This is a genomic window from Yinghuangia sp. ASG 101, from assembly GCF_021165735.1.
Classification (GTDB): domain Bacteria; phylum Actinomycetota; class Actinomycetes; order Streptomycetales; family Streptomycetaceae; genus Yinghuangia.
Genome location: NZ_CP088911.1, coordinates 33,575 through 50,885 on the forward strand (window position 1 = coordinate 33,575; position 17,311 = coordinate 50,885).

General features: G+C 69.5%; 17 protein-coding genes and 2 pseudogenes. 7 read left to right on the forward strand and 12 right to left on the reverse strand.

Annotation, left to right across the window (positions count from 1 at the left end):
- Positions 1–162 precede the first annotated feature (162 nt).
- Both LO772_RS00170 and LO772_RS00175 read right to left on the reverse strand, forming a co-directional pair.
- Entirely contained in the window at positions 163–1,392 is a 1,230-nt protein-coding gene (locus tag LO772_RS00170) for an IS4 family transposase (protein ID WP_231776224.1), read from the reverse strand.
- A gap of 50 nt (positions 1,393–1,442) precedes the next feature.
- A complete protein-coding gene (locus tag LO772_RS00175; RefSeq protein ID WP_231776225.1) occupies positions 1,443–2,297 on the reverse strand; it encodes a hypothetical protein in 855 nt (284 codons plus the stop codon).
- A 776-nt stretch (positions 2,298–3,073) separates the two neighbouring features.
- On the opposite strand from LO772_RS00175, the gene LO772_RS00180 reads away from it, so the two are divergent.
- Positions 3,074–3,301, forward strand: a complete 228-nt coding sequence (locus LO772_RS00180; protein ID WP_231776226.1) for a hypothetical protein — start codon at positions 3,074–3,076, stop codon at positions 3,299–3,301.
- Positions 3,302–3,319: 18 nt separating this feature from the next.
- Here LO772_RS00180 and LO772_RS00185 read toward each other — a convergent pair whose 3' ends face one another.
- Both LO772_RS00185 and LO772_RS00190 read right to left on the reverse strand, forming a co-directional pair.
- Positions 3,320–3,604 (reverse strand): hypothetical protein, encoded by a 285-nt coding sequence (locus LO772_RS00185; protein WP_231776227.1) that lies wholly within the window; start codon positions 3,602–3,604, stop codon positions 3,320–3,322.
- A 34-nt stretch (positions 3,605–3,638) separates the two neighbouring features.
- On the reverse strand, positions 3,639–3,914 hold the full coding sequence (locus tag LO772_RS00190; protein WP_231776228.1) for a hypothetical protein: 276 nt from the start codon (positions 3,912–3,914) through the stop codon (positions 3,639–3,641).
- Between the two features lie 141 nt (positions 3,915–4,055).
- On the opposite strand from LO772_RS00190, the gene LO772_RS00195 reads away from it, so the two are divergent.
- From LO772_RS00195 to LO772_RS00210, 4 genes and pseudogenes are all read left to right on the forward strand, one after another.
- Positions 4,056–4,904: an IS5 family transposase gene (locus LO772_RS00195; protein ID WP_231776229.1), complete on the forward strand. Its 849-nt coding sequence runs from the start codon at positions 4,056–4,058 to the stop codon at positions 4,902–4,904.
- Positions 4,901–5,302 (forward strand): hypothetical protein, encoded by a 402-nt coding sequence (locus tag LO772_RS00200; protein ID WP_231776230.1) that lies wholly within the window; start codon positions 4,901–4,903, stop codon positions 5,300–5,302. The genes LO772_RS00195 and LO772_RS00200 overlap by 4 nt, the downstream gene beginning before the upstream one ends.
- A 93-nt stretch (positions 5,303–5,395) precedes the next feature.
- On the forward strand, positions 5,396–5,929 hold the full coding sequence (locus LO772_RS00205; RefSeq protein ID WP_231776231.1) for a hypothetical protein: 534 nt from the start codon (positions 5,396–5,398) through the stop codon (positions 5,927–5,929).
- A gap of 180 nt (positions 5,930–6,109) precedes the next feature.
- Positions 6,110–6,291, forward strand: a pseudogene (locus LO772_RS00210) (IS5 family transposase); the annotation flags it as partial.
- Between the two features lie 150 nt (positions 6,292–6,441).
- Here LO772_RS00210 and LO772_RS00215 read toward each other — a convergent pair.
- The 7 genes from LO772_RS00215 to LO772_RS00245 all read right to left on the reverse strand — a co-directional run bounded on the left by LO772_RS00215 (position 6,442) and on the right by LO772_RS00245 (position 13,425).
- Complete coding sequence (locus tag LO772_RS00215) at positions 6,442–6,906, reverse strand: protein-tyrosine phosphatase family protein (protein WP_231776232.1); 465 nt, start codon at positions 6,904–6,906, stop codon at positions 6,442–6,444.
- Positions 6,903–7,475, reverse strand: coding sequence for a CGNR zinc finger domain-containing protein (locus tag LO772_RS00220; protein ID WP_231776233.1), 573 nt, complete (start codon positions 7,473–7,475; stop codon positions 6,903–6,905). The genes LO772_RS00215 and LO772_RS00220 overlap by 4 nt, the downstream gene beginning before the upstream one ends.
- Positions 7,476–7,710: 235 nt before the next feature.
- The gene (locus LO772_RS00225) at positions 7,711–7,893 is read right to left on the reverse strand and encodes a hypothetical protein (protein ID WP_231776234.1); all 183 of its coding nucleotides are present in this window, start codon (positions 7,891–7,893) and stop codon (positions 7,711–7,713) included.
- Positions 7,894–8,025: 132 nt separating this feature from the next.
- Positions 8,026–8,670, reverse strand: coding sequence for a response regulator transcription factor (locus LO772_RS00230; protein ID WP_231776235.1), 645 nt, complete (start codon positions 8,668–8,670; stop codon positions 8,026–8,028).
- Positions 8,661–9,830, reverse strand: coding sequence for a sensor histidine kinase (locus tag LO772_RS00235; protein ID WP_231776236.1), 1,170 nt, complete (start codon positions 9,828–9,830; stop codon positions 8,661–8,663). The genes LO772_RS00230 and LO772_RS00235 overlap by 10 nt, the downstream gene beginning before the upstream one ends.
- Positions 9,831–9,955: 125 nt before the next feature.
- Positions 9,956–12,553 carry an ABC transporter permease gene (locus LO772_RS00240; protein ID WP_231776237.1) on the reverse strand — a complete coding sequence of 866 codons (2,598 nt, stop codon included), beginning with the start codon at positions 12,551–12,553 and terminating at the stop codon, positions 9,956–9,958.
- Complete coding sequence (locus LO772_RS00245; protein WP_231776238.1) at positions 12,544–13,425, reverse strand: ABC transporter ATP-binding protein; 882 nt, start codon at positions 13,423–13,425, stop codon at positions 12,544–12,546. Before LO772_RS00245 ends, LO772_RS00240 begins: the two co-directional genes overlap by 10 nt.
- A 309-nt stretch (positions 13,426–13,734) precedes the next feature.
- On the opposite strand from LO772_RS00245, the pseudogene LO772_RS00250 reads away from it, so the two are divergent.
- Positions 13,735–14,954 (forward strand): annotated as a pseudogene (locus LO772_RS00250) (IS3 family transposase); the annotation flags it as partial.
- A gap of 684 nt (positions 14,955–15,638) precedes the next feature.
- On the opposite strand, the gene LO772_RS00255 reads toward LO772_RS00250, so the two are convergent.
- Positions 15,639–15,815 (reverse strand): hypothetical protein, encoded by a 177-nt coding sequence (locus LO772_RS00255; RefSeq protein ID WP_331717360.1) that lies wholly within the window; start codon positions 15,813–15,815, stop codon positions 15,639–15,641.
- A gap of 586 nt (positions 15,816–16,401) precedes the next feature.
- Between LO772_RS00255 and LO772_RS00260 the strand changes: the two genes are divergently transcribed.
- The gene (locus LO772_RS00260) at positions 16,402–17,151 is read left to right on the forward strand and encodes an SDR family NAD(P)-dependent oxidoreductase (RefSeq protein WP_231776239.1); all 750 of its coding nucleotides are present in this window, start codon (positions 16,402–16,404) and stop codon (positions 17,149–17,151) included.
- Positions 17,152–17,311 lie beyond the last annotated feature (160 nt).

Here is a 17,311-nt window from a genome sequence, read left to right on the forward strand (position 1 = left end):
GTGGGGGTTGGCTTGGTGGGGCTGACGAGGGTTGGTGTGGGTGGTTCCGGGGGGTGGGGGTTGCGGTGTTGTGGGCGTTTGCGTTTCCTGTTGGACATCTTGCGTTTGATGACGCGGGGGTTGGAGCGCAACCGGCGTGCGCCGAGGGGGCGTTCGGCGATCTCACGAAGGGTGTCGGCGAGTGCCCGGGCGAGTGTCCTGGGGGGAAAATGCCGCCTGGTCGGTGACCTGGCGGCGGACGACCCGCAGGGCGCGGGTGAAGGACACCCGGTCGGGGTCGCGTCCCGTGGGGACACACGACTGGTGCATCAGGTCGCGGATCGCGTGGTGGACGAGGAACATCGCCCAGATCTCCTGGCGGACACCGTCGGGGTGCTGCGAGCGCAGCACAAGTCGGGGGCCGCCCTGGTGGGTCTTGATCTCGTCGAGGACCGTCTCGACCTCCCATCGCTCGTGGTAGAGCCCGGCCAACTCCCGGGCGGGCGCGGCCCGGTGGTCGAGAATGGTGGTGATCAGCCGGTAGACCGTCGTGTCCCCGGGCAGGGTGTACTCGACGACGCGGACCCGGGACGGGTCCGCCCGGCGGTCCCTGTCCCGTGCGGCGACGATATGCGACACGTACGAGCCGTCCGGCAGCGCTTCCACCACCGGCAGCACCGCGTCGCGCTTGACCCGCCACACCAGGTCCGCGCCTGTCGCCGCGGTTTCCCGCCACCGGTCGAACCCGACGAACCCGCGGTCGGCGAGCACCAGCATGCCCGGCCCCAGCGCGTCGAACAGCCCCCGCGCCAGCTCCGTCTCGTGTACCGCCAGCGGCCCGGCCTGCACGGCGAACACCGCGTGCGTGCCACACTCGGCCAACACCGCGACCCTCACCTGCGGGAACGCCCCGCCCGCCCCACCGCGAGCGGCGCCCGGACGCCCGAAGAACCCCGCGTTGGCATCACTGTCCGGCACGTCGAACGTCGTGCCGTCGACCGCGACCAACCGCCAACCCCGAAACCACGCCCCCGGTGTGTCCGGCCCGGCCACCGGACGGCATACCCGGGCGAACAGCACCTCCAAGGGCTCGGGCCCCAACCGGGCCCGAGCCCGGGAGATCGCCGCCGTCGTCGGCACCCGCCAACCCCGTTCCCACCGCCCCAGCCGCTCCAGCCCCCAGGTCAACAGCCGCGCGACCTCCTCATAGCCCTGACCGGAGAACAGGCACATCGCGAGGACGAAATAGACCACCACCCGCGCCGGCAACAACCGGCTCCGCTGCTCGGTCCGGCCGCACGCGGCCACCACCTCATCCACCAACTCCGGCGGAAACGCCCGCGTCAACACACCGATCGCGATCCGGTCCGAGAACCGCTCACCCTGCGACTTCGTCTGTCCCGGCCTTGGCACACCACACCCAACGACCCAAACAGCTCAAAGTCACCGGTATTGCCTCTAGTCTAGAAGTTCCTGCAACAGGGACGGCGCGGTCCGTCAACGGCGTGCGCGCGGGATTGGACTGCTGTCGCTCCGGCCTTGCGCAGCGCTGCCGTCGTGTCTTCATCGGCGCCCGGCTTGACTTCGCTGATGACGACGTGGTGTTCACCGTTCGCCGCGGAGTGCGAGGAGTAGCCGTGCTTGAGGCTGTACCGCGACGTGATCTCCAGCAGTGCGGCGCTGTCACGGGGCTCGACCGGGAAGACGCCGACGATGTCGGTGAGATCCTCGGCAGGCATGGTGTGGGTCGTGATCCGGTCGCCCTCCGCGATGGCCACGGTCACCGAGGACGTCGTCGCCATGACGCAACAAGGCCCGGCGGCATGGGCGGCAAGCACCAGCCCGCGCGGGGCGCCCGCGGTGGCGATCGTGCCGCCGTCCCGGTCCAGAAGCAGGACGTCGAAGTTACCGACGACCCAGACGCGGCCGTTGTCCGCGGGCATGGCGAACGCCCCGTATTCCGCGAGCAGCGTTTGCGGACCGTCCGACGTCAGGCGGAAGATCAGCGAATCGCGCGCCGCCCAGCGGGCGGTGGTGAGGACGCCATGGGCCGTGGCGTAACCGATGAGCTCGGTCTCATCAATGCCGCCCGCGTACCACAAGCCGACGAGGTCGAGGTCAGGGGTGAACTGCGCGACCACCCCCCTGCGCCCGTCGGCGACCACGGTGCCGTGTGCGGTGGCGGTCAGGGTCGGGTCGCCGTCGAGTGCGCGGGACACGGGTTCGTCGTCGGTCATGGCCAAACCGGCAACGACACCATGCTGCTCGTGGAGGTTGTCGAGGACGACTTCACGCTCCCATGCGCCCGGTGTGCCCACCGCAATCCGGCAGCCCGCGGCTCTGCGGCGCGCGGGGAGGACGCGTCGTCAAGATGGAACTCCTCGACGCGGTCACCGATCCAGATGCGCCCGGCCGCAACGTCGACGGCGAGCGGAGTCTTCCACCACAAAGGGCGCTCCGGCCGGGTATGTGCGACGCGGGTAAGGGACCTGAACACCCGCACGGCGTTGGCGTTGTCGCAGGCTTGGACAACCGTCGTTCCATCGGTCCAAATCTCCATGTACAGCCCTCTCCGCCATTCCGCTCCGACGCGGCGAGGCTAACGAAACGGGCGGACAGCCTCGCCGCCGCCACGCTTTGCGGACAATCGCCCGCAGCGAGAGGAAGCCCGGCGGCGACGTCTTCGGCACCGATGCCACCGCTCCCCAGCCGACACGCCCGTGGAATCCACGGTCTCCCTGGATGCGCTGAACCGGAGCCCCGAGGACCACATCGTGGCGGCACGCGCACTCGGTGCCGTCTCGCCGCATCGGCATGGGCGAGCCCACAATCCTCGCTCCCGACGGTTCACTGCACGGATCAGGTCCGGGCCATTGGCGCGGGGACGCCGAACGCTGGTACACGCAACGGCCCGCAGCCCGAGTCAACCGGGCGAACCGCGTCTGCGCGGGCTGCTGTTGGGGGCTCCAACACACCGCAGTCGCTCCTCCTCAGGCGTTCACCGTGGGCTCACAGCCCTCACGTCGGCCACGGCGGTTCGCGACTTGACCCACGATCGGCCGAACCCTTGCGTGATCGGCTCGTTGGACGCTGTATGACCAGCGCAGCGACGCCTTCCGAGTTCAGCCCAGAGGCTTTCGACGAGCTGGTGTGCGGCGGTGACCTCACGCATCTCGGTCGTGCCGTCGCGCGCCTGGACTCCGGGCAGCTCCAGATGCTGAGCGACCGCGCCGAGGTGATCCGTGCCGAGACCGAGATGGAGTACCGGATGCTCGGTATCCTCGCCCGCGGTACGGAGAACACCTGTCCTGACGACAAGTGAGGAACCCGCGCGGCAGGGTCAGGGTGTGATGCCGGTGGCCTGCCAGGGGCGGTGACGTCTTCGTAGGCGGCCTGCCAGGCCGCGCCGCGGTCGCCGATGACATGGGCGGAGACGATCGTCGACGCCGCGGGGCGTGTCGAGGGCGAGGACGGCCAGGACGCGGTCGAGGTCGTCGGCGAGGCCGGAGGGTGTGAGGTCGCGGTAGTCGAAGATGAGGTTGAGGAGGCCGAGCAGGTACTCGGAGTCGTCGTCTGGTCGACGGCGCGCCGCACCGGACCGGCCCCGGGAGCACGTTCCGTACACCCGGGGCCGAGCTTCGTCCGGTGCGGACGACGATTCACCCGCCGACCGGGGCCATCCGCACGCCGCAGGGGGCAATGCGCAGGCGTTGCGCCCCCTGCTCGCTTCCGGCGGTTTTCTTTCCAGCGACAGCCAGGCTGAGAGAAAAGCCGGAAGGCAGTTCCTCCATGTCTTTCCCTGGCTTGACGACCATGAACCGGCTCTCCGGTGCCATCGAGCGTATAGACAACAACCGCGTTGCCCCGCTCGCAATGCGCATGATCGCGTCGGCCCGGATCAATCCGCCTGCCGCTTCCCGCTCGTTCGCCACCACCCACACGCGCCCGCCATCAATTCCCCGTATGACTCTGAGTGGGCGGTTCGTGAGTCTTTGAGTTGATCTGTGGTCGCCTAATGGAGTGGACGGGGGGTGGAATCCGTCGGTCCGCGGCTGCTGATCTGCTGGTGTGATGATGTGAGTGAACGCAAGCCGTATCCCAGTGACTTGTCGGACGAGCAATGGTCGTTGATCGAGCCGGTGATCACCGCGTGGAAGGACCGGCACCGCTCCGTCAGCGGTCATCAAGGCGCCTACGACATGCGGGAGATCGTGAACGCGATCCTCTACCAGGGGCGGACCGGCTGCCAGTGGGCCTACCTCCCGAACGACCTTCCGCCCAAGAGCGCGACGTACTACTACTTCGCGGCCTGGCGCGACGACGGAACCGACCGGGTCGTCCACGAACTCCTGCGCTGCCAGGTCCGGGAACGCGCCCGACGATTAGAGGACCCGACCCTGGTGGTCCTGGACACCCAGAGTGTCCGCGTCGCCGCCGGGGTCCCCGCCGCCACGACCGGCTACGACCCGGCCAAGAAGGTGCCCGGCCGCAAGCGCGGCCTGGCCGTGGACGTCCTCGGCCTGGTCGTCGCCGTGGTCGTCGTCGCGGCGAACACCCACGACGACGCCGCGGGCACCGCCCTGCTGGACCAGGTCGCCGACCACGCCGGGGGCACCGTCCGCAAGGCCCTGGTGGACCAGGGCTTCAAGAACCAGGTCGTCGTGCACGGCGCCGGCCTGGGCATCGATGTCGGGATCGTCGAACGCGTCCCCGGTCACCGGGGGTTCCTGCCGCAGCCGAAGCGGTGGAGGGTCGAGCAGACCTACGCGATCCTGATACTGCACCGGCGCCTGGTCCGTGACTACGAGCACCTCCCGGCCTCGTCCGCCTCACGCGTCCACTGGGCGATGACCCATGTCATGGCCCGCCGCCTCACCGGCGCGAACACCCCCACCTGGCGCGAACCGCAGGCGGTGCCGGCGTGAACATCGAGCCGCTGCTCGACGCGCTCGGCCTCCAGGAGGACGCCGCCCGCGCACTCGCCGACGAACTCCGCACCCGGATCACGGACTTGCAGGGACGGCTGCGGGAGGCCGAGACCCACCTCGAACACCTCGCGATCACCCGCCGGACCGTCACCGCTCTCGCCGACCGAATCCCCACCCGAAGCGCCTCACCCGGCCTGCCCGACCACCCGGACTACCCCCGCATCCTCAACGTCTGCAACGAGGCCGACCGCCCGCTGCGAGCCCGGAACATCTGCGAAGCACTCGACCACGAACTCCTCCCGAAGAACATCGAAGGCACCCGAGCCAAGCTGAAACGCCTGGTCAAGCTCGGCGTCCTCACCGAGGTCGACACCGGCAGCTTCACCACGAAGTAGCAACCGACAAACCCCGGGACCAGCAGCCCCGCTCCAACCTCACCCTGAAACGGACATCAATTCACGAACCGCCCACTGAAGGACAACAAATTCGTGCTGCAGCCTGAATCGGGAGTGCGGCCGGCCTCGATCAAGCCCGTCCCCGCGCAGGCGCGTTCCGCAGCCGAGTGGCTCGCTGAACAGTACGCCGACGGCACCTCGCTGGTGCTCGGGATCAAGGCAATGCTCGACGACATCACCTGGGACAAGAATCGGACGGATGATTCTGAGGCCGCGTGGGAGCGCCTCGGACGCCACCTCGGGTTCCACAGCGTGCGCCCCGAGAAGCAGTACGGCACGGGTCCGGACAACCTGTGGGTCCTGAGCAACACGCTGCATGCGGTCGTGGAGCTGAAGACCGGATGCGAGACGGACACCATCGCGAAGAAGGATCTGGATCAGCTCGGCGGGAGCGTACGGTGGGATGCCGAAAACTATCCTGAGGTAGCGCAGTTGCCGGTGATGCTGCACCCGAGCACCCAACGCCACGCACTCGGGATCTCCGTCCCCGGTATGCGCGTCGTCACCCCGGACGCACTCAACGAACTCAAGAGAAACTTCGCGGCGTGGGCGCCGTATTGGACCTGAAGGCCGGTGGCCTCGGGGAAATGCTGCTGGAAGGCGATGACGTTCTTGGTTCGGTCGTCGGCGACAACCAGGTGACGGTCCCCGGCAGACTGCCCCCCACCTCCTGCTTGTTCTCGGGCACTGTCTTGTCCGGGGCAATCGCGGTCGCCACCTCCAGCGGCGGGCTGCGGCTGACCGCCCCGCAAGCCCGGGACCAGGGGCTTTGCCCCGGTCGCGAAACGCTGGGCCGTCGAGCGGACCTACGGCGGGCCCATGCTCCACCGCTGCCTCGTCCGCGACTACGAGGCCCTGCCCGCCCGCTCCGAAGCCATGATCCACCTCGCCATGACCTGATGGCCCGCCGCTTCACCGGCGAGGCCACCGGGCGTGCCGTGCCTGCGGCAGCGCCGGTCGACGCTCCGGTGCGCGGGTGCAGCAGGCCGATGTCGGCGACCGCGCTGCCCGCGCCGCGTCGGGTGCCACACCCACTCTCGCCCGACCCGGCCGCGGCCGACCATCCCCTTGAGCCGAGTTCAAGGGTGCTGATCGTTGAGGGAGGTCTGGGGGAAGCGAGCCACCCAGCGGCGTTGCCAGGGCGTTTCCACGGCTCTGGGGTGGTGGTGGGCGCGTGTCCAGGCGACGGCGTCGGCGGGAGTGATGCCGGACAGGACGGCGAGGCAGGCGATGACGGTGCCCGTGCGGCCAATGCCGCCGCCGCACGCGACTTCGGCCGCGGCGCCGGAGCGCATCTGCCGGTGGAGGCGGTGGATCTGTCGGACGGCTTCGTCTCGGTCGCGGGGCAGTAGGAAGTCGGGCCAGTCGACCCAGGTGTGGGCCCAGGGGATCGCGGCGTCGTGGCGCCGGCGGAGTCGATCGGACCCGAGGTAGAGGCCGACGTCGGGTTTGGGCCCGTGGGGCAGGGGACGGCGCAGGCCGCGGCCGCGGATGCGGGTGCCGTCGGGCAGGTCGATGGTCCCGGACAACGGCGGGGTGTTCATCGGATCGTGATCCCTTCACGTTTGCGGGCCCGATGGTTGGAGACGTTGACGCGGTTGCCGCACAGGTCGGGCATGCAGTAGCGCCGCCGCCCACTCCGGCTGATGTCGACGAACACCCCGCGGCAGTCCGGTGCTTCGCAGGGACGAAGCCGTTCACTCCCCAGTGTTCGGACGGCTCCGAGAATGCCAACGGCGACGAGGGCGGCGACCTCGTCTGCGAGGGATGCTCCCTGAGCGGTGGGCACCAGCCACTGCCACCGGCTCTCGTTCGCCCGTACGAGAGTCGGGGGCAGCCCGGCGCGTCGCAGCAGCACGGTCGCCCCGGCCACGGCCTGTTCGGCGGTCTCGGTCTCGACGATTCCGCGCACCTCGCGGCGCAGCAGGTGCACGTGGTGCACGTCCGCGTCCGACGGCGGGGCATCGCGTAGCAGCAGGTGCGCGGCGAGGAAGTCCGACAAGGCGGCCGGGTCGGGCAGCGCGTCCGTGCCGGCGCGTACCGTGGGCGATGTGGCGATCAGGTCGTTCGCGACCGCCACGCCCCATGCGTAGTCGTCGAGCGGAATCTTCACGGTAACGTTTGTATCAGATTTTTAAGCCTTACGTTGCGGATGCCGCAGGACCGGCCTCGCCGCCTGGACCGACGCGCCCTCGACCACGGGCCGCCGGCAGTCCAAGGTTTTGCGGCCCTCCTCCGCAACGACTCAGATGCCGTCGTCAACGAGGGGACCACCGTGGGCTTGGTGAAGTAGCGAGGTGACGTGTGCTCCGGCGTGGACCAGTGGATGAGGTAGGCCTTCCTCGGGGTCACGGCGATGGCGTCGCCCGAGGCGCCGCCGGGGGGACGGCGTTCAACAGTCGAGTGGCCTGCCGGGCATCGACGGTGTCGGCACCGGCGGGGATCACGTAGTCGAAGTACTCACGTGAGCCGAAGGCCGACGAGTCCATGCCCTGCAGGCTGAGCACCGTGGGCTGGAGTCCGTTGTGCATGAAATACCAGGGAAGTGCGCCGTTTCGGAGCAGTGGACGGGTGAATCGAATCCCGTGGTTCTCGGGGAGGGTCGCGTGTCGTGCGTCCGCTGCTCGTGGCGACGGCTGCGTCCATCCGGGTTGGTGCGGGCGTTACGAGCTCAGGTAGCGCAGGATCGCCAGGATGCGGCGGCTGTGGGTGCTTAATCGGGGCAGGGTGAGCTTGTCGAAGATGGCGTTGACATGTTTCTCGACCGCGCTTCGTGACACGTGGAGTTCCTCGGCGATGCCCGCGTTGGTGCAGCCTTCGGCCATGCGTGCCAGGACGTCGTGTTCGCGTGGGGTGAGGCTGTCGAGCGGATCGCTGTGGGTGGTGCGGGCGAGGAGTTGGCGGACGACCTCGGGGTCGAAGGCGGCGCCGCCGGCGGCGACCCGGTCCAAGGCGGCCAGGAAGTCGTCGACGTGGGCGACGCGGTCTTTGAGGAGGTATCCGACGGCGGTGGCGCCCCCGGTCAGCAGTTCGATGGCGTAGCGCTTCTCGACGTATTGGGACAGCACGAGGACGCCCACTCCCGGTGAGATACGCCGTACCTCCAGGGCGGCACGTAGGCCCTCGTCGGTATGGGTGGGCGGCATGCGCACGTCGGCGACCACGACGTCCGGTTGGTGTCGGGCCACGGCTTCGACCATGGCGTCGCCGTCGCCCACTCCGGCGACGACGTCGTGGCCTTCGTCAGCGAGGAGCCGGGCGAGCCCTTCGCGCAGCAGCGCCGAGTCGTCGGCGAGGACTATCCGCATGGCAGCTCCGCGATGATGGTGGTCGGCCCGCCGATCGGGCTGTGGACGTGGAAGGTGCCGTCCAGTGCGGCGACCCTGCGTGCCAGTCCGGACAGGCCGCCGCCGGACGGGTCGGCGCCGCCCGAACCGTCGTCGACCACGCGGATCCGCAGACGGTCTCCGCCGTTGGCGTGCCGGGTCACCGACACCGCGACCGCGTCGGCGCCCGCGTGCTTGGCCGCGTTGGTCAGCGCCTCGGCGACGACGAAGTAGGCGGCCGTCGCGGTGATGGGCGGCGGTTCCGGGTCGACGTCGTAGTCCAGCGCGACGCGGATCGGAGTACGGTCGACGACGCCATCCAGAACGGTGCGCAGATCGCCGTCGTCGAGCGCTGCCGGATGGATGCGCCAGGCGACTTCGCGCAGGTCTGTCAGGGCTTGTTGGGATTGTTCATGGGCTTGACGCAAGAGGTCGTCCGCACGTGCCGGGTCGGTGACGCGCCGGGCCCGTCCGAGCAGTATGCCGAGTGCGACCAGGCGTTGCTGGACGCCGTCGTGGAGGTCGCGTTCGATGCGGCGGCGTTCTTCGTGTACGGCTTCCATGACACCCGCGCGGCTTGCGGCGAGTTCGTCGATGCGGCGGTTGAGCGCCTCTCGAGCGGTCGGTGCCAGGAAGCGCTGGGCAATTGCGCGTTCGGTCTGAGCGATACCGGTGAGACCTCGTATCACGAGGTAGAGCAATACCGCGGCGAGCGGCGCGAGGATCAGCACGTCGGAGGTGGCGGTGTCCGAGCTGCCCGCGAGCCACGCGCCGAGCATGACGGTCGCCATGCCCGCTCCGCACGCGGTGAGCGCGAGGACGGCTCCGCCGAGCAGCCCGACGGGGATCCGGGTGGCGAGGCGGCGGACCAGTCGCGCGGTAGCGGCGGGCTGGACGGGCGTTCCACGGGACTTCTGATTCCGGTGCGCGAGGCGGCGGTGTTCGAGGCGGGTCAGCCGCAGGGCGCCGTGTCGGATCCATCGCTCGGCGGCGCGGCGTGGCGGGGGCCCGTCGGCGGAGAAATCAGCGCGGCGGTACAGGAGTCCTGCGGCGGCCCCGCCCGCGTACAACAGACCGGCCACGAGGAGAAATACGAGTCCGAGAAGGGCGGTGGCGGCGCCGGCTGCGAGTGTCGCCGCCACCGCTGCTCCTCGTGTGATCCGGCGGGGAAGCGATCGGCGGTGTGTGGTGACGTCATCGTCGGGCCACGCTGTCACCGGTTGCCTCCCTCTTCCGCACCCCAATTGCCGGATCCACGACTGCGATTTCATCCGTCTGACGCGATGGCCGCGAGCACGTCCATGCGGGCCGCTCTGCGGGCCGGGATCCACGCCGCGGCCACGCCGGTCAGAACAGCGCCGACCAGCACCGCCGCGATGGTCGCCCAGGGGACGACCAGAGTATCCAGGCCCCGGTCGGACAGCGCGCTCCGGCAGACGACGCCCCAGGTCAGCCCCAAGGTCACCCCCAGCACAGCGCCGACCACGGCAATGACGACGGATTCCGTGCGGATCATCCGCCGGATTTGGCGTCGGGTCATTCCGACCGCGCGCAGAAGTCCGAGTTCGCGCGTGCGCTCGATGACGGACAGGGCGAGGGTGTTGACGACGCCGAGCACAGCCACCACGACGGCGAGCGCCAACAGGGCGTACACGAGGTAAAGCGCGGTGCCGACCGAGTCGTGCAGGGCCTGTTTGTAGCTGTCCTGGTCGCGGACCTTCACGTGGGGAAACGGTTCGAGGTTGCGGGCGAGTGCCCGATAGACCTCGGTGCGGTCGGCGCCGACCGCCGCGGTGGCGAAATAGACATCATCGAGCGGCATCTGGTCGGGGGGCAGGTTCGCCGCGACGGTGCCGAGGCCGATGTACGTGGCGCCGGAGGAGAACAGGTCGCCGTCACGGACGATCCCGCCGACCACGACGCGCGCGGTCGAGCCGCCGTGGAATCGGACCTGAAGGGGGTCACCGACCTTCAGGTGGTGGGTCTCCGCCATGTCTTGCGAGACGGTGATCCCAGGTGAGGCACCGGCTCCGCTGTTGTCGGGCCCGGCTTCCGCGAGTGTGCTGTCGGTGTTTCCCGCGACGAACCGCAGGCGGAAGTCCTCGGCGAAGTCGGCTGTGGTCGCCGTCAGATCCTGGTTCGCCGCTGTGCCGTGTTCGGTGATCAGGTCCGCGCGGACGGTCTTTTGGGGCGTGACCCTCTCCAGACCGGGGGTGTCCTGCAACGTGCGGGCGACCGATGCGGTCATGGGCCGATCCGACATGACGAAGTAGTCGGCGCGCATCGTCCGATCGAGTTGGCCGTCGACCGAGGCCACCAGCGATGACGCGATCAGGGCGAGGAAGCCGACCAGGGACAGGCCGATCATCAGCGCCGCCGCGGTCGTTCCGGTGCGGCGCGCGTCGCGGACCGCGTTGCCCCGCGCGAGCCGCCCCACCGGGTCGCGGCGGCGCGTGATCATCGGGCCGACGACGCGCAAGGCCACCACGCACAGCACGGGCGCTCCCGCGACCATGCCCACCAAAGTAAGCAGGATTCCCGCGCCCAGAAGCGTCACCTGATCGACCGCACTGGTCGTGCCCGCGAGGACAAGCGCGACGACCCCTGCCGCGCCGGCGGCGGCCGCCAGGCGATTGCGGGTGCGCAATGAGCGCGCCGCCTCGGGCAGCGCGGCTCGGGTCAGGGCGGTCATGGGAGGGACGCGCCCGGAGCGGCGCGCGGGTAGCCAAGCGGCTGCGAGTGTGGTCAGCAACCCGACCGCGTACACGGCCACCGGCGTCGGCCAGCGCAGCACCAGGCCACCGCTGAGGTCGGCGCCGTCGGTGAGACTCCCACTCATACTCACCAGAAGGACCGCGAAACCGATGCCCATGCCCAGGCCCGCCGTCGCCCCCGCGGCGCCGACGACGACGGCCTCGGCGAGGGCGAGCCGCCGGACCTGCTTGCGGGCGGCACCCAAGGCACGGAGGAGGCCGCTGTGCCGCGTGCGTGCCGCAGCCAGCATCGAGAAGGTGTTGCCGATCAGGAAGACTCCCACCAGCAGGGAGATCCCGGCGAAACCGAGCATGACGTACGCCACGAGATCGGCGGTGGCCGCCGCGGCGCCGCTGCGGGTTTCGGCTTCCTCGTCACGTGTGCGCACGGTGTGGCGCGCCGGATCCGCCAGCACACCGTATACGTGCTGTTTGAGCCGCTCATCGGACACGCCCGGAGCAGCGGTCACCGCGACGGACGTGAACTGGTCGACTGCACCGAGCAGTCGGCGCTGTGCGGCGACCGTGTCGAGATACACACCCGCATCGACGCGCTCGCCGCGCGACTCTGCGATGCCCACGACCGTGACCTCAAAGGCTCCGGGAACCGCGAGCACGCGGATTCGGTCCCCGACTCGCACGTCGAGGCCGCGAGCCTCCCCTGCCGTCAGGGCTGCCTCGGTGCTGTCGGCGGGCGCACGGCCCTCGGCGACGTACATCTGGGACGACGGGGCCGTCGGCCAGTCCGCAGCGGTCACTGCTGCCGATTGCTGCACGCCGTCATGCGCGAACACCACCGTGACGTCGGGTACGGACACCCGCCCCACGGCGCTGAGGGCGCCTGATGCCCGAGCCGCTTCGTCACGGACCGACGCGGCCAGCGTCTGCGGCAGCCCGGTGCCGCCCTGGTGGTCTGCGGTGCCGCTCCGCGGAACCACGGTGACGTCCGCGGCGGACGACGCGGCCGCGGCCTGTTCCGACGCGTGGACGGTGTCCCGGAACACCAGGGTCCCGGCGACGAACGCCGTCCCGAGCGCGACCGCGAGAAGGGCCAACACCATACGGGCCTTGTGTGCCGCGACCTCCCGCAGCGCTATACGTGTCAGCGCCATTGGGCCGCACCGTTTCCGTGGCCGCCGTCCTGAGCGCCGCCGCGCCGCCGGCCCGGCCGCGTACCCGCACCATCCCTCCCGGCCCCCGCGGAAGTGCCGCCGGTGCGGGCGTCGAACCGCATCATCCGGTCGAGCACGGCATCGGCCGTCGGCGCCCGCATGTCGCCCGCGATGCGGCCGTCGGCGAGGAAGACAACACGATCCGCGTACGCCGCCGCCGTCGGGTCGTGCGTCACCATGACCACGGTCTGGCCGAGCGTGTCGACCCCCTCGCGGAGCAGGTCCAGAATCTCCCCGCGTGCCCGCGAGTCCAGGTTGCCGGTCGGCTCGTCGGCGAACACGATCTCCGGTCGCGCGGCCAACGCCCGAGCGACCGCCACACGTTGTTGCTGCCCGCCGGACAACTCCGCAGGCCGGTGCGCCAAGCGCCCGGCCAAGCCGGTCGCCTCGATCACGCGGCCGAGGTAGGCCCGGTCGAGACGACGACCCGCGAGATCACTCGGCAGCGTGACGTTCTCCGACACCGTGAGCGTGGGCACCAGGTTGAACGCCTGGAAGACAAAACCGATCCGGTCGCGCCGCAACGCACTCGTCCCGTCGTCGTCGAGCCCCGACACGGCGGTGCCACCGATCCACACATCACCCCGATCGGGGGCGGCCAGGGCAGCCAGGCAGTGCATGAGCGTGGACTTGCCCGACCCGGACGGCCCCATGATCGCGGTGAGTTCTCCCCGGAAGACATCCAGGTCGACCCCGTCGAGAGCCACCACCCGGGCACCGCCGGCACCGTACTCCTTGACCAACCCACGCACCCGCGCCGCGACAGACGCCGACTCCTTTGCCGCTTCGGCCCCTGCGACCGCGATCGGCATGCGCCTCGTCCTCCTCCGCACCGTCCCACCGGCCTTCCACTCGACCCGGCATGCGCCGGACCGGTCTCGTCCGGCCCGGCACGCATCTCCGGTACGAGAAGCCTTCAGGACCGGCACGGCGCCGACCATGAGGGTGAGCACCGACTTCACCTGCGGAAAACCACACCCCGGCCCCGCGGAAACCCGTACGGTCAGGCCTCGCCACAGGGATCGGAACCGATGGCTCGCGAACGCCGCATCTGGGCTTGATCCGCTTTGACGGACACCGTGATGCTGACCCCGGTGCGGGTCGGCGTGGAGGGTCGTCTCATGGTGAGGAAGGTCTACTCGTCCGAGTTCAGGGCTGATGCGGTCGCTTTGTACCGTTCGGATCCGGCGCACACGATCTCGCAGATCGCGCGTGACCTGGGAATTCAGGCGGAGACCCTGCGGAAGTGGAACCGCACCGCCGCCGGCGGTGCGCCGGGTGCGAGTGGGAGGGGCACGGAGATCGGCGAGACCACGACGCCCGAGGAACTGCGTGCGCGGATCGCCGCGTTGGAGGCCGAGCTCGCCGCCGCCCGCAAGGACAACGCCACCCTCGCGATGGAACGCGACATCCTGCGGAAGGCCACGAAGTTTTTCGCCTCGGAGATGACCTGGTAGGCCGCTTCCGGTCCATCGAGGACCACCACGAGACCTACCCGGTCAAGCGGCTGTGCCACCTCCTGGAAGTTGCCCGCTCCAGCTTCTACAAATGGCGCTCCGGCGCCGACACCCGGGCCGCGCGCCGCGCTGCCGACACCGAACTCGCCGGCGAGATCAGGCGGATCCACGCCGAGTCCGACCACACCTACGGTGCCCCGCGCATCACCGCCGAGCTGCGCGAGGCGGGTACGGCGGTCAACGCGAAACGGGTCGCCCGCGTCATGCGAACCTTCGGGATCGTCGGCGTGCACCTGCGCAGGAAGGCCCGCACCACCGTCCCCGCCCAGGACCCGACACCGGTCCCGGACCTGTTCCGACGCGACTTCGCCGCCACCGCCCCCAACCGCAAGTACATGGGAGACATCACGTATCTCCCGGTCGGCGACGGCGAGTTCCTCCACCTGGCCACCGTCATCGACTGCCACTCACGCCGGGTGACGGGCTGGTCGATCGCGGACCACATGCGCACGGAACTCGTCGCCGACGCACTCAACGCCACCGCGGCCACCCGCGGCGACCTGACCGGTGCGATCTTCCACAGCGACCACGGAGCCCAGTACCAAGCAAAGGAATTCGTCGGCCTGTGCGCGGAGTTGGGCGTCACCCGCTCGATGGGCGCGGTCGGCACCTCGGCGGACAACGCCGCCTGCGAGAGCTTCCACGCGTCGCTCAAACGCGAACTCCTGCAAGGCGCACGTCGGTTCGACGGCCCGCAGGCATGCCGACAGGCTGTCTTCCGATGGATCAACCGCTACAACACCTGGCGACGACACAAACACAACGGACAACTCAGCCCCATCGCCTACGAAACACAGCACGCGGCTACACTCACACTCGCCGCAAAAACACATAAACCGGTGTCCACTTCTCGGGGGGAACCCCCGTCGGTCAAGCGATCACAACCCTCCGGCAGGCACAACTCCCCAACGCATAGGGCCGCGTCCTACGTCGTGCGTTTGTTCGGTCGTCGTGGTAGGCGAGGTGGGCGTCGGACGCAAGACGTCGCCCGGTCGGTGTCAGTTCGCAACAGTTGTGCCGTTGGGGATGGTCAAGCGCAACACTGTCCCGCTATGGAGCAGTCGGCCGGCCGGGGTGCGGGGCCGGCGCGGCCTGAGGCGCACTCCGCCGCCGAGGCGCGGATGCGGATCCGTTTTGGTCTGGTTGGTCGGATTCGACGAGGGCCAGCCTTCGTGGGTACGGCGTTCGGTGGTGTCGAAGCGCCCTTTCGGTGAACGGGTCGGCGCCGCCGAAGCCTTGGAGGGTGGCGAGGCCGAAGAGTTCGACGCGTACCGGTCGATCGGCGGCGGTGTGGGGAGTGTTGTGGGCGTCAGTGGGGGTGATACGGGTGACAGCGCGGCCCGTCGCGGCGATGGCGGGCTGCGCGGTGTCGACGCGAAGCCGCAGGGTGGCCTGTTGCGGTGCGCAGGGTGGCTCGGCAGGTCTCGTGCCTGTCGCAGTGGGCGACGGCGACGATTTCGCCAGGGCGCCAGGCGGTGTCGAACTCGGTGCGAAGCGGTTGGCCCTGCCTACCGTTCGGCGGCCCAACGGGTTTCCGTTGACGAAGAGTTCGACCTCGTCGGCGCTGTAGACCTCGAAGCCGGGCCAGGTCCAGCTGTCGACATGTCGAACGCCTCGTCCAGCACCAGCATGCCTTGGCGGATGCAGGCGTCCGGCATCGCCGTCCTCATAGGGCGGTGAGACATCCGGATCGCGTTGAACCCGGCGTTTTTCAGCAACCGTACCCGCGCTCCTCAGCCGCCGGAAACGCCGCTGCGCCCAGAATGCCATTGTCGTGGTGGACGCAGGCGCCGCGCAGCTTGACCTGTATGCCGTCGGCGCGCAGCCCGTGTCGCGGGTCGGGACGCAGGAGCGGATGCCGAGTTGCCCGGCGCCGTCGGCCAGGGTGACCCTGCCGGCATGAAGGTTCGGCGTATCGGGGCTTCACAAGCAGGCCACTGCCATCTCGTTGAACGATTGTTTACATGTACGGACAAGGCCGGCAAGAGAACAGTCGGAGAACCGCGACAGCGTCCGTGGAAGTCGGACGGCCCGAGGCGGCCCGGTCGCGGCGCGGCGGCAGGCGCTGCGGGTCGGGTGCATGCGCGATCGGGGCGTGACCCGTTGACGCCTCCGTTTCCCGCCTGGTAGGCATGGGGCCACTCATTGAACAGATGTTCATTCAGACATTCTGCGGTGAGTTCCGGCTGTGCGAATCCCGGGGAAGGGGCATCACCGTCGCAGGCCCTTGGTGATCCCCGTACCCCTCTCCATAGGGAGTTGAAAGCCACGATGGTCAGCCAAGGCCGCCTCGCGGGCAAAGTCGCCGTCATCACGGGTGCCGGGTCCGGTATGGGCAAGGCGGCGGCGCTGCTGTTCGCCGCCGAGGGCGCGAAGGTCGTGTGCGCGGACCGCAGCGGCGCGCAAGACGCGGTCGCCGCGCAGATCGGCGCGGCGGCCGTCGCCGTCCACGCCGACGTGCAGTTCGCCGACGACATCCGCAACATGATCGCCACCGCCGAGGACCGGTTCGGGCGCCTCGACGTGCTGTGCAACAACGCCGGCTACGGCGGGCCGCGCAAGCCCCTCGTCGAGCAGGACGAGGCCACGTTCGACGACGTTCTCGCGGTGAACCTGAAGAGCGTGTTCCTCGGGATGAAGTACGGCATCGAGTCGATGCTGCGCACCGGCGGCGGATCGATCGTCAACACCGCGTCGACCGCGTCGCTCGTCGGGTGGAAGCGGCACTCGGTGTACGCGGCGGCCAAGGGCGGCGTGCTGCAGATGACCAAGTCGGCCGCGCTCGACTACGCGACCAAGAACATCCGCATCAACGCCATCTGCCCCGGCATGACCTGGACCGGCCTGGCCACCGACGACCAGACCGCCGAGCCGACCGACTCCATCATGAAGGCCCAGCCGATGCACCGCTGGGGCCGCGCCGAGGAAATGGCCGCAGCGCTGCTCTTCCTGGCGAGCGACGAATCATCGTTCATCACCGGCGTGGGCCTGCCTGTCGACGGCGGCTACGTCTGCCCCTGACACACGAGACACCTCACAGCCATACAGAGGCAGACGAAGCTCCAGCCGTTCGCAGACTGGTTTCGACTTGCTTGGCATGGGGCCAGTAGCCCGCACCAGACCAGCGGAGCAGTCCTCTGCGGACGGCGCCAACGCGGCCGTGAACTGCCCGCGAAGGCGT

Bases quoted from the DNA above. Each gene is read 5' to 3' on its own strand.
- LO772_RS00180 (WP_231776226.1), top strand. From the start codon at position 3,074: ATGACCAGCGCAGCGACGCCTTCCGAGTTCAGCCCAGAGGCTTTCGAC.
- LO772_RS00225 (WP_231776234.1), bottom strand. From the start codon at position 7,893: ATGCACAACGGACTCCAGCCCACGGTGCTCAGCCTGCAGGGCATGGAC.
- LO772_RS00260 (WP_231776239.1), top strand. From the start codon at position 16,402: ATGGTCAGCCAAGGCCGCCTCGCGGGCAAAGTCGCCGTCATCACGGGT.
- LO772_RS00245 (WP_231776238.1), bottom strand. From the start codon at position 13,425: ATGCCGATCGCGGTCGCAGGGGCCGAAGCGGCAAAGGAGTCGGCGTCT.
- LO772_RS00215 (WP_231776232.1), bottom strand. From the start codon at position 6,906: ATGAACACCCCGCCGTTGTCCGGGACCATCGACCTGCCCGACGGCACC.
- LO772_RS00240 (WP_231776237.1), bottom strand. From the start codon at position 12,553: ATGGCGCTGACACGTATAGCGCTGCGGGAGGTCGCGGCACACAAGGCC.
- LO772_RS00230 (WP_231776235.1), bottom strand. From the start codon at position 8,670: ATGCGGATAGTCCTCGCCGACGACTCGGCGCTGCTGCGCGAAGGGCTC.
- LO772_RS00255 (WP_331717360.1), bottom strand. From the start codon at position 15,815: ATGTCTCACCGCCCTATGAGGACGGCGATGCCGGACGCCTGCATCCGC.